At 42.6% G+C, this 12602-nt stretch carries 10 protein-coding genes; 2 read left to right on the top strand and 8 right to left on the bottom strand.

Annotated features, from left to right (window positions below):
• Positions 1-32 precede the first annotated feature (32 nt).
• On the top strand, positions 33-1004 hold the full coding sequence (ispB, locus tag KQP93_RS14420) for an octaprenyl diphosphate synthase (protein WP_217874971.1): 972 nt from the start codon (positions 33-35) through the stop codon (positions 1002-1004).
• Positions 1005-1093: 89 nt separating this feature from the next.
• Here ispB and mdh read toward each other — a convergent pair whose 3' ends face one another.
• Positions 1094-2029 carry a malate dehydrogenase gene (gene mdh / locus KQP93_RS14425; protein WP_105181340.1) on the bottom strand — a complete coding sequence of 312 codons (936 nt, stop codon included), beginning with the start codon at positions 2027-2029 and terminating at the stop codon, positions 1094-1096.
• A 225-nt stretch (positions 2030-2254) separates the two neighbouring features.
• Between mdh and argR the strand changes: the two genes are divergently transcribed.
• On the top strand, positions 2255-2722 hold the full coding sequence (gene argR, locus KQP93_RS14430) for a transcriptional regulator ArgR (protein ID WP_054551012.1): 468 nt from the start codon (positions 2255-2257) through the stop codon (positions 2720-2722).
• Here the strand turns inward: argR and KQP93_RS14435 are convergent.
• From KQP93_RS14435 to aceF, 7 genes are all read right to left on the bottom strand, one after another.
• Positions 2719-3618 carry a Dyp-type peroxidase gene (locus KQP93_RS14435; RefSeq protein WP_217874972.1) on the bottom strand — a complete coding sequence of 300 codons (900 nt, stop codon included), beginning with the start codon at positions 3616-3618 and terminating at the stop codon, positions 2719-2721. The genes argR and KQP93_RS14435 overlap by 4 nt on opposite strands.
• Before the next feature lie 51 nt (positions 3619-3669).
• Positions 3670-4713, bottom strand: a complete 1044-nt coding sequence (locus KQP93_RS14440) for an ABC transporter ATP-binding protein (RefSeq protein WP_217874973.1) — start codon at positions 4711-4713, stop codon at positions 3670-3672.
• Entirely contained in the window at positions 4710-6344 is a 1635-nt protein-coding gene (locus KQP93_RS14445) for an ABC transporter permease (RefSeq protein ID WP_217874974.1), read from the bottom strand. The genes KQP93_RS14440 and KQP93_RS14445 overlap by 4 nt, the downstream gene beginning before the upstream one ends.
• 77 nt (positions 6345-6421) lie before the next feature.
• Positions 6422-7426 carry a Fe(3+) ABC transporter substrate-binding protein gene (locus KQP93_RS14450; RefSeq protein WP_209327232.1) on the bottom strand — a complete coding sequence of 335 codons (1005 nt, stop codon included), beginning with the start codon at positions 7424-7426 and terminating at the stop codon, positions 6422-6424.
• A gap of 790 nt (positions 7427-8216) precedes the next feature.
• Positions 8217-8879, bottom strand: coding sequence for a tRNA-uridine aminocarboxypropyltransferase (locus KQP93_RS14455; protein ID WP_175078513.1), 663 nt, complete (start codon positions 8877-8879; stop codon positions 8217-8219).
• A 207-nt stretch (positions 8880-9086) separates the two neighbouring features.
• Complete coding sequence (gene lpdA / locus KQP93_RS14460) at positions 9087-10511, bottom strand: dihydrolipoyl dehydrogenase (RefSeq protein WP_217874975.1); 1425 nt, start codon at positions 10509-10511, stop codon at positions 9087-9089.
• Between the two features lie 188 nt (positions 10512-10699).
• Positions 10700-12595, bottom strand: a complete 1896-nt coding sequence (gene aceF, locus KQP93_RS14465) for a pyruvate dehydrogenase complex dihydrolipoyllysine-residue acetyltransferase (RefSeq protein WP_217874976.1) — start codon at positions 12593-12595, stop codon at positions 10700-10702.
• Between the last annotated feature and the right edge of the window lie 7 nt (positions 12596-12602).

Consider the following 12602-nt stretch of genomic DNA (forward strand, 5'->3'; position numbering starts at 1 on the left):
CCGTATACCCATAAATATTGGCTCGGAGATCAATGGATATAAAAGCTATCCAGACGTTAATCGAAAATGAAATGGATGACGTCAATCAACTTATACATGCCCAAATGCGCTCAGATGTCGCATTGGTTAACCAACTCGGTTTATACATAGTAAACAGCGGTGGTAAACGCGTTCGTCCTATGTTGGCTATTTTAGCGGCAAAAGCTCTTGGTTATGAGGGCAAAGACCATATTACGCTTGCCACTATCATCGAATTTATTCATACCGCAACTTTATTGCATGACGACGTTGTCGACGAGTCACATTTGCGCCGTGGTACGCCTACAGCAAACGCAGAGTTTGGTAATGCAGCGAGCGTTTTGGTCGGTGACTTTATCTATACACGTTCATTTCAGCTTATGGTTGGCCTAGGTAAAATGCCAATCATGCAAATTTTAGCTGATGCAACCAATGTCATCGCTGAAGGTGAAGTGTTACAGCTAATGAACTGTAATGACCCTGACACGACAGAACAAAGCTATATGCAGGTTATTTACAGCAAAACGGCAAAATTGTTCGAAGCTGCAACCGGCCTTGCTGCAATCATTACCGAGCAAGACGAACAAACCCTTGAAGCATTAAACTTATACGGTATGCATCTTGGCACTGCATTCCAATTAGTCGATGATGTTCTTGATTACAACGCTGATGCCGAGCAACTTGGTAAAAACATTGGCGATGATTTAGCTGAAGGTAAACCTACCCTACCGCTTATCTACGCAATGCAAAAAGGCATACCAGAGCAAGTTAAGCTAGTACGCGAAGCAATTGAGCTTGGTAATGGTATGGACCACTTAGAGAGCATTCTAGCGGCATTAGCTGACACTAAGGCCCTTGAGTTTGCAATGCAAAAAGCTGAGCAAGAAGCTGACAAAGCAATTGCTTGTATTGCGTTCTTACCAGACACACCGTACAAACAAGCCTTAGAGAGTTTGGCACGCATCGCCGTTGCCCGCGATCACTAAACGCTATTTATTCGAGCCATTAAAAAAGCCTGCATTTGCAGGCTTTTTTGTTTTCGGCGATTTTAAAAATCGCCTATCATCTGTCGGAATTAACCGTTGATGAAATCAACACCTTCTTGGATGTCTTTGTTAAGTGTAGCTAGCATGTCGTTTTTAGCTTGCTCTTCGAATGCACTTAACTCACCGTAAGAAAGGATTTCTTCAACGCCGTTTTTACCTAGACGAACTGGGTGTGCGAAGTATGCTGCGTCACCGTTTTCAACTGCAACATATGCGTAATCAACAACTTCTTCACCTTGTAAACCTTTAACTAAAGACATACAGAAGCGTGCTGCTGCAGCACCCATTGAAAGAGTCGCTGAACCACCACCCGCTTTAGCGTTAACAACTTCAGTACCTGCGTTTTGGATACGTGGAGTTAATGCTGCAACTTCTTCGTCAGTGAAAGTAACACCTTCAACTTGAGAAAGAAGCGGAAGAATTGTAGTACCTGAGTGACCACCGATCACTGGAACTTTAACGTCAGTTGCGCTTAAACCTTTAAGTTCAGCAACAAATGCTTCTGAACGGATCACGTCAAGCGTTGTGATACCGAATACACGGTTAGCATCGTAAGTACCCGCTTTTTTGAATACTTCAGCAACGATTGGCACTGTGCCGTTTACTGGGTTAGTGATGATACCTACTAACGCTTTAGGACAGTTTCTAACGATGCCTTCAGCTAATGTTTTGATGATACCTGCGTTTACGTTGAAAAGGTCCGCACGGTCCATGCCTGGCTTACGTGGCATACCCGCTGGGATAAGAACGATATCACAACCAGCTAATGCTGCGTCTAGGCTGTCAGCACCAAAGCCTTCAACTTTAACGTCTGTTGGGATGTGAGAAAGATCAACCGCTACACCAGGAACAACAGGGGCAACATCGTATAACGATAATTCAGAACCTGCAGGTAAACTTGTTTTTAATAATAAAGACAATGCTTGGCCGATACCGCCAGCTGCGCCTAAAACAGCAACTTTCATTGGAATTCTCCGTAATTTGAGGTAGGAAATATTTGTGGCCCTAAAGATAATGAAATTAGCGACTAAAAACAAATTTATCCTGCTTATTTCGCGTATAATTTCGACCATAGTTGTAAACTTGGCTGTAAAGACACAGCATTTTGGACGACTTTGTAAACTAATACTGCATAAATATGCAGAGTTGTGTAGAATTACCCTACATTTTATGAATAAAGAAACGGCAACATGCAACCACAAGACAAACAAGAAGCACTGATCAAAGCGTTTAAAGCGCTATTAAAAGAAGAAAACTTCGGCTCACAAGGTGAGATTGTCGAAGCATTAAAAGAGCAAGGCTTTGATAATATTAGTCAAAGTAAAGTCTCTCGCATGTTAAGCAAGTTCGGTGCAGTACGTACTCGTAATGCAAAACAAGAAATGGTCTATTGTTTACCGGCTGAAATGGGTGTGCCAACAGCGAAAAGCCCACTGCGTCAGCTTGTTATTGATATTATGCATAACGAAATGATGATTATTATTCGCACCAGTCCAGGTGCAGCACAATTAATTGCTCGTTTACTTGATTCACTCGGTAAGGCGGATGGTGTACTCGGCACCATTGCAGGCGACGACACTATTTTTATCGCCCCTGCGAAGATTTCTGAAATCGATGTGACGCTTGATCGCGTGCGCACTTTATTCGATACCGTTTAAAGTTGCTTTAAGAAGTTTACTGACGGGGCGAAAAAGGCAGATCCCATATCGGCTTGAGTAAAATCGAGCCAATGATCATAGCAATCGCCCTGCCCCAAGCGACTTTTTAATACCTGTTCAAACCCATCCCCTTGCGCAGCACACGAAACCATTAAAATCCCCTGCTTATGCACATCACCAAATGGCATACTTTGGTTAAGTAATAGCGGCTGTCCATGCTCATCTTTTAATTCACTGCGAACCGCATGACTGGTTTCTACAGCAGGCACAATCAAGGTGTTATCTAGACGCGTGCGCCCCATGATTTGCTCTTGCTCAGACAACGATAAATGCTGCCAGACACTCAAATCATGCACAAAGCGCTGAACATGAATATAACTGCCTTGGTCTTCAAAGTGACCCGGTTTGTTGATAAGTGCTGTGCTGCGTTTTTGACGGCCATGAGGTGTATCGCCTGCATAAATAAAGCCGTTAAAATCACGTCCATCTAAAAACCGAAAATTACGGACCTGCTCCACCAGCTCAACATCCGGTGTTAATAATTTTAGAATTTGCAGAGCAAATAGGTGGTTTACATCTTCACGGTCTGAGCGAATTTGCACAAACAAGTCAAATGGCTGAGCACTAATCACATGCTCACTATGAGTCACATTCGGAAAGCTTTGCAATTGGCTAGGGATAAACTCGGGCAGAATATGCGGCCAATATTGAGCACCAAGGGCAACCACGCACGATAGCATGGCTTCTGAGAACTGATCAGCAAACTCATCTTGAATGATGCTAACGCGTTTTAGTTTTTTACGTAATGACTCATCATGGCCATCGTAAACATTAAAAAACAGGTGCAAACCATGTAAGTTTGCTTCAGCACAAATCCCAGATTGCGCTTGCGCCATAGTGAATCCTTAGCTTCTCGTTATTTGCACAAAGCCAAGGATCCAAGATTACTAATCATGAAAAAAATTGACTGTGTGCGGCATTATTTTTATTTTTACAGGCTGCTCAACAGCTAACACGCGGTCTTGCTCTGCAGCAACTTCACACTCTTGCCCTGCAATATTGATTCGATATACATAACGCGTACCGATAAAGCGCCTGTGCAAGATGGTTAAACTGTTTGCGTCACTGTGCGCAGCTTCACACAACTGAATATGGTGCGGCCTTATATACACTTGACCTTGCTGACAATCTGCATTGTTCGGTGTCAATGAGTGAACCACACCAAACGCCGTTTCGTATTCAGTTGGCGTTAATACTTTTGCCGTTAAGTATATGCCCGTACCAAGAAACTCTGCAACCACCTTTGAGTTAGGTTGGCTAAATAACTGCTCAGGAGAGCCTTGTTGGGCGATTTTTCCGCCATGCATAACCGCAAGCGTGTCAGCAAATGCGAAAGCTTCTTCCTTAGAGTGGGTAACAAATACCGCAGAAACCTGCTGAGCTTTAATAATGCGGCGTATATCAGCAATCAGCTCAAAACGCACTTGTGTATCAATATTCGAAAATGGCTCATCAAGTAATAATAAACTTGGTTTGTAAGCAAGTGCACGGGCTATTGCCACTCGTTGCTGCTGACCACCAGAAAGCTGATGCGGATATCGCTGTGCACAACCATCGAGTTTAACAAGGCTGAGCATTTCATCTACACGCTCTCGCTTTTGCCCTTTGCTCATATTGCTTAGGCCAAACGCTATGTTGTCGCTTACCGTTAAATGAGGAAACAGCGCATAGTCTTGGAACATCATGCCAATATTACGTTTTTCCGGTGCAACAAACAGCCCACTATCGTTGACTACTTTTGAATCTATACTCATATAGCCTTGCTCAGGCTGTAAAATCCCGGCAATTGCCTTTAAGGTTGTGGTTTTGCCACAGCCACTAGCGCCAAGCAAACAGACGATTTCATCTTGTTCAACATTGAGGTTTAGTTCACTCAACACCTGAGTCGCATTGTACTGATAAGCTAAGTCTTTAATTATCAAATGACTCATGAGTGATTTTGCTCCATCGAACGATTAACGAAATACAAAGGGATTAACCCAACTAACACGATAAACAAGGCTGAAATTGACGCAAGCTCCAATTGCTCATCACTAACATATTGAAAAACATGAGTAGCTAGGGTTTCAAAATTAAAAGGCCTGAGTAATAGAGCTGCAGGTAATTCTTTCATGCACTCAATAAATACTAACAAGCCAGCTGTTAGAATGCCGCGCTTTAACAGTGGTAAATGTACTCGCCACAAGGTTTGTAAGGGCCCTTTGCCCATTGATTGGCTGGCCATATCTAGCGATGGGCTAATACGTAAAAAACTGCTTTCAAGCGCGCCATGCGCAATCGCATAAAAACGTACAACATAAGCAAAAATCATTGCAAATAAAGTGCCGCTCAAAAGTAAGCCCGGTGATAGACCAAAAGGCTCAAGCCAATTGTTTAATGCATCATCTAGCTGAGTTAATGGTAGTAATACGGCAATGGCTAACACCGTACCAGGTAAGGCGTAGCCAGTACTTGCTAAACGCCCAGGGATCAAAGGGTAAGCTTGTTTCGCAATGCGCTGATAAAACAATACCAATAAGCTCAATAGGATAGTTGCAATACTCACCACAACAGCCACTTTAAAGCTTTGCCAAGCGTAATTAAAAAATGCCCCATTCCATGCTTCATCTGCATAGACAATGGCGTATTTAACTAACACCCCAACTGGTAAGATAAAAGCCAATACCAACACAACGGTACAAGCCAAGCTTGCAGCCCATGCCCCACCGCCTTTTAAGCGATACAAGGTTGCGCTGTTAACGCTTGACTGACGCTCATACACAGCTTGGTTGCGACGACTAAAGCGTTCAACCATGATGGTTAAAAACAAAATCAGTAACATAATGCCTGAAATTTTCGCCGCTGCAGTTAATGAGTAATAGCCAAGCCAAGTATCGTAAACAGCGGTCGTCAGTGTGCTCACAGCAAAGTAATTAACCGTAGCAAAATCAGCCATCGCTTCCATACTGATCAATGTAACGCCTGCCACAATCGCCCCACGACCAAGGGGCAAACTAACGCGTAAAAAGCTTTGTAATGGTGATAACCCCATCAGCTGACTAGCTTGTACTAGTTTAAAAGACTGCTCTCTGAGTGCCGTTTTAAAAATAAGGAATAAGTAAGGATAGAGTACCAAGGCAATCATAATAATAGCCCCAGTTAGTGTACGAATATCAAAAAACCAGTAATCGTCTGGTGATTGCCAACCAAACCAGTCTCGAAGGGCGATTTGTACTGGCCCTGCGTAATCAAGTAAGTCGGTATACACATAAGCGATAAGATAAGTTGGCATTGCTAATGGCAACATTAATGCCCATTCAAATTGCTTACGCCCAGGAAACTCACAATATGCAGTTAACCAAGCTAACGGCAATGCAATTACACAGCTCAGCAGCCCCACCCCTGCAATAAGTATGAGAGTACTACGGGTATAATCCCAAAGCACGGTATCGAAAAGGTGCTGAAATACATCTGAATCTCCTTGCAGAGATTCAAATAATAAAAAGCCTAATGGCGTAACAAGCAACAGGCCAATAAGCCAGGCTATAAGCTGCCAACGCGACAGCGAAAACTTCACATGCATAAGTGGATTAATACCAGATAAAATAAAAGCTGTTAAAAAACAGCTTTTATAAAAATGTGTTACGAGAAATATCCTCGTTATAAATCAAACTTTACTTCATCAATCAGCTTCAGTGCCACAGGGCGATATTTGCTGATCTCATCAAGAGGGAGGCTATCTTCTTTAAACTCACCCCATGATGCAACCATTTCAGATAATGCAACCCCTTGCTTTACAGGGTATTCCATATTAACTGAAGCATACATATTTTGCGCCTTATTGTCGGTCATATACTCAATCAGTTTCAAGGCATTTTCAGGGTTTTTAGCATAACGGGTCATAACAACGCCCGATACGTTGATATGAGAACCGCGGTTTGTTTGGTTAGGGAAATTAATATATACCGCTTCAGCCCATGATTTTTGCTGCTCATCTTGCATCATTTTGCCGAAATAATAGCTGTTGCCTAACGCCAGATCGCATAAACCTTCTTTCACGGCTTTGACTTGCGCTCTATCATTACCTTGCGGCTTTCGTGCTAAATTGGCTTTTACGCCCTCAAGCCATTGCTTAGTTTTTGCTTCGCCATGGTGAGCGACCATAGAAGCAACTAAACCTAAATTGTATGGATGTTTGCCAGAGCGAGTACAGATTTTACCTTTGTATTTTGGGTCCGCTAAATCTTCGTAAGTTAACTCACCAAGTGCACCAACACGCTCTTTTGCAGAGTAAACATTACGTACACGTTTAGTAAGTGCTATCCATTGACCGTCGGCATCGCGAAAAGTGCTTGGCACATTCGCATTAACCACATCACTATTAATTGATTGCGTTAAGCCTAAGTCCTCTAATTGAATCAGCGCACTAAAATTAGAGGTTAATACTAAATCAGCCTTACTGTGCTTACCTTCACGCTTTACACGTTCAATTAACCCTTTTTTGGCAAAAACCACGTTAGTTTTAATACCTGTTTGCTTAGTGAAATCATCCAAAATAGGCTGAATTAAGAATGGTTGACGAAACGAGTAAATATTTACTACATCTGCAGCAAATGTAGGCGCGCTTAATAATGCGCTAAGTAATACTAAGGCTGTTTTCTTCATTTTATAGCACCTAAATAGTAACAATTATCAAAATATTTTACCTAGAGTTAGGGCAAAGTGCACCCGTTTAAACTTATATTTCAATCAACCTAACTGCCATTTAGGAATTTGCATGTAAGACATATCTCACCCACATGGCAGTTATTGAGTAAAAACCACCAGCAAACACTGCACAAAACAAGATAAATATTTGAAATATAACAATATACTTTAAATGACAATAAAATAACCAGCAGATTAAGTAAGATTTTGACCTACTCAGCTTTTCCCATTTCTCTATAATTACTTACATCAACTAAGCAAGAAGCTTAATGAGTAGATGGATAAGGAAGCATTACTCATAATACCGCGGAATAAGGTTCATTAGGAGAATAAGGAATCAAGGACAGGCTCAGGAAGAGTAACGCAATGGAGTGACAACCTACGGACAACATCAGGATGATGTGGAATGGCATAACAACAGGACGTTGTTATACAGGAAGTTCAAAAAGTGGAATAAAGGACAGGCCGTTAGGGCATCGCAACGGATTTGCAAATAAAGGGATAGTGTCAGGATGACACGTAAGGGAGTGGTAAAGTATTTACCAGCATGGATGTAAAGGACTAACAAGGAAACAAGGCGGGATTGCCTTATATTGCACAGAACCAATAAGTAAAGTGTAATAGCATGGATTGGCAAAGTTTAGGGAGTTGATTAGATTCAATTGCAGGATGCAAAAAATTAAGAAGATTCCGCAAGCGCGACTAGAGATAGTACGCGCTTTTCTTTTGCCTAAAATTTAGTAAAGAGTTATTTCTCTGGGCGTCCCTTATTACGCTTACCTAGCAGGTAAGCATCTCTAAACTTAATAAAATGTTGCTCAAGCTTTTGTGTAGCATCTTCTTCACCCGCAAGGGCAAGTACCATAATAGCCACTTCAGCGGTGCCTAGTTGATGCTCATGCGGAGCAACACGCAATCGGTAATCCGATAGCTTTTCAGGCGTAATTGAAAGCACAGGAAAATTATCTAGATAAGGGCTTTTACGGATCATTTTCTTTGCTTCGCGCCAAGTACCATCTAAGAAGATAAACAATGGACGCTTACCTTCAACAGGAGTTACTTCGGTGATCACGCGCTCTTCATCATCAACATCGCTGGCAGGAAAAATAACCATTGGCTGATACTGAGGATCTGCCAACAAGCTTAATAAGGCTTCATCTGGATTTGTTCTATCCCACTTAAAGGCATGGTTATCTGGCACGATTTCAGCAATTAAACGGCCAGTATTTGACGGCTTAAAACTCTCATTATGGTACATAAGTAAACAGACCGCGGCATCACACTGAGCTTGCTCAACGCCTTCACAAATACAATAGTGTTCGGCTAATAAACAACGCTCACAACGCGTTAGCTTTGCTCCTCGCGCTTTGAATTCACGACGAGACTCAGTCATTTGCTGAGCACGAAGCATTAACACTGAATTATTTGAGATAGTAGCCACTATATTTACCAGATAATTAAACGGCGCGTATTGTAGCTAAAAATATGGGGAATAGATATTAATCTAAGTTTTAAGCTGCGAGCTATAAGGAGAGAGTGTTCTGAAAGCTGATGACTTATTGCTAAAAATAAAAAACCCAGCCGGAGCTGGGTTTTTAAAACGATTAGTCAAAAGAACTTACTTCTTTTTAATTGCTTTTTTGTTTGGAAGGTCAGTGATTGAACCTTCGAAGATTTCAGCAGCTAGACCGATTGATTCGTTTAATGTTGGGTGAGCGTGAATAGTTAACGCTAGGTCTTCACCGTCTGCGCCCATTTCAACAGCTAAGCCGATTTCACCTAGCATTTCACCTGCATTGATACCAACCATAGCACCACCGATAACACGACCTGAGTCTTTATCGAAGATTAGCTTAGTTTGACCTTCAGTACGTGCTGAAGCAATTGCACGGCCAGAAGCAGCCCAAGGGAATACAGCAGTTTCGATGCTTAAGCCTTGCTCTTTAGCTTCTTTCTCAGTTACACCAACCCATGCGATTTCTGGATCTGTGTATGCGATTGAAGGAATGCACTTAGGATCAAAGAAGTGTTTCTGACCAGAGATAACTTCTGCAGCAACGTGAGCTTCGTGAACCGCTTTGTGTGCAAGCATTGGTTGACCAACGATATCACCGATAGCGAAGATGTGATCAACGTTTGTTTTAAGCTGTTTATCAACATTGATGAAACCACGCTCATCCACGTTAACGCCTGCTTTATCAGCGTCAAGTAATTTACCGTTAGGTGTACGACCAACAGCAACAAGTACTTTGTCGTAACGTACTGCGTCAGCTGGTGCGTTTTTGCCTTCGAATGAAACGTATAGACCGTCTTCTTTCGCTTCAACGCCAACAACTTTAGTAGAAAGCATTACGTTGAACTTGTTCTTAACGTATTTTTGGTAGATCTTGATAACGTCTTTATCAGCTGCTGGTACTAATTGATCAGCAAACTCAACTACGTCGATTTCAGAACCTAGTGCACGGTATACAGTACCCATTTCAAGACCGATGATACCACCACCTAAAACAAGTAGTTTCTCAGGAACGTCTTTAAGCTCTAGCGCACCTGTTGAGTCAATTACACGGTCATCTTCAGGGATGAAAGGTAAGTTAACAGGCTGAGAACCCGCTGCAATAATAGCATTGTCAAAAGTGATTGTTGTTGTACCGTCTTCACCTTCAACAGCAAGTGTGTTGCTACCAGTGAATTTACCGTAGCCGCTAACTACTTTCACTTTACGCATTTTAGCCATGCCGTCTAGGCCGCCAGTAAGTTGACCGATTACAGACTCTTTCCAATCACGGATTTTGTCTAGGTCGATTTCAGGCTTGCCAAAAGTAACGCCGTGAGATGACATTTCAGCTGCGTCATCAATCACTTTAGCTACGTGTAAAAGTGCTTTTGAAGGAATACAACCCACATTTAGACATACACCGCCTAATGTGTTGCGAGATTCTACCAGTGTAACTTCTAAGCCCAAGTCAGCAGCACGGAAAGCCGCAGAATAACCACCAGGACCACCGCCTAGTACAACAACTTGAGTTTTTAATTCGTTGCTCATGCTATTACCTTAAATGTTTGAACGGGACACTGCCCCTAAGTTTAACTGCCATGTTTCTGCAAGGCAGAAAGGGAGAGCAGATATCTATACCAAGATTGTTCTATAGCAAAGATTGTATCATTGCCAATGGTAAAAATCCCAGCAAAAAACAACTTGCTGGGATTTGATTCTTATAATTTATGAGGCGATTACATCACCAATTGACGAATATCGCTCATGTAGCTTGCTAGCGTCACAGTAAAGCGTGCTGCTAGTGCACCGTCAATAACCCTATGGTCGTATGACATTGATAATGGAACCATTAATTTAGGTTCAAACTCTTTGCCATTCCACTTAGGTTTCATTTCTGACTTAGATACACCCAAGATAGCAACTTCTGGCGCATTCACAATTGGTGTAAACGCTGTACCACCGATACCACCAAGGCTTGAGATTGTGAAACAACCGCCTTGCATATCAGATGACGTTAGCTTGCCGTCACGTGCTTTCTTAGAAATATCCATTAACTCACGAGAAAGCTCAATGATGCCTTTCTTATCAACATCTTTGAACACTGGAACAACTAAGCCATTTGGCGTATCAACTGCAACACCAATGTTGATGTATTTCTTCAAGATTAAGCTTTCGCCGTCTTCAGACAGTGAAGAGTTAAACGTTGGGAATTCAGCCAATGCTTTCGCCGCTGCTTTCATCACAAATACAAGTGGTGTGATTTTAACACCCAGCTTTTTCTTCTCTGCAAGGGCATTTTGCTCTTTACGGAATGCTTCAAGGCTTGTGATATCAGCTTCGTCAAACTGTGTAACATGCGGGATTTGCACCCAGTTACGATGTAAGTTAGCACCTGATAGCTTCTGGATACGAGAAAGTTTCTTCTCTTCAATTTCACCAAACTTAGCAAAATCAACCTTAGGCCAAGGGATAAGACCTAACTCACCGCCACCGGCATTACCTTTACCTGCAGATAGCTGACCTGACTCAACTTTCTTCACAAGGTCTTTCACGTAGTTTTGTACGTCTTCTTTCACTACACGATTCTTACGACCCGTGCCTTTTACGTTTGCTAGGTTAATACCAAACTCACGCGCTAAACGACGAACAACTGGTGATGCATGTGCATACGCTTTGTTATCTGCAAAACCTTCGTTGCTTGCAGGTGCTGATGCTGGCTTTTCAGCCGCAGGCGCTTTTGCTGCAGGAGCGGCTTCAGCTTTTGCAGGAGCAGGTGCTGCTGCTGGTGCTGGTGCACTACCCGCTACTTCAAATACAAAGATAAGTGAGCCAGTTGATACTTTATCCCCAGCTGCTACTTTGATTTCTTTAACAGTACCGGCAAATGGTGCTGGTACTTCCATTGATGCTTTATCGCCTTCAACGTTTAAGATTGATTGATCTTCTTCAACCTTATCGCCAACAGCAACCATCACTTCGGTTACTTCAACTTCGTCACCACCGATATCAGGCACGTTAACTTCTTTAGTGCTTGATGCCGCTGCTGCCGGCGCAGCTTCAGCTGGTACTGATTCTGCAGCAGGCGCTTCTGAACCGCTTGAAGCTGTTTCAAAAACGAAGATTAGAGAGCCCGTTTTCACTTTATCGCCAGTCGCGATTTTGATCTCTTTAACCGTACCCGCGATTGGAGCAGGTACTTCCATTGATGCTTTATCGCCTTCAACGCTTAATAAAGATTGCTCTTCTTCAACCGTGTCACCTACCGCAACCATGATTTCAGTTACTTCAACTTCATCATCGCCGATATCTGGCACTGTTACTTCCTGCACAGCAGAAGCTGCAGGCGCAGCTGCTGGAGCTGGCGCTTCTTCTTTAACCTCTGCAGGAGCCGCAGCTTGTTCTTCACCTTCGAAGATCATGATAAGTGAACCTGTAGTTACCGTATCACCTTCAGCTACTTTAATTTCTTTAACCGTACCTGCTTGTGCAGCAGGTACTTCCATTGATGCTTTGTCGCCTTCAACCGTTAATAACGATTGGTCAACCTCAACCTTATCACCAACGCTAACAAGGATTTCGGTTACTTCAACTTCATCGCCACCGATATCTGGTACATTAATTTCAATACTCATTGGAACC

It is taken from the genome of Pseudoalteromonas shioyasakiensis (assembly GCF_019134595.1).
Classification (GTDB): domain Bacteria; phylum Pseudomonadota; class Gammaproteobacteria; order Enterobacterales; family Alteromonadaceae; genus Pseudoalteromonas; species Pseudoalteromonas shioyasakiensis_A.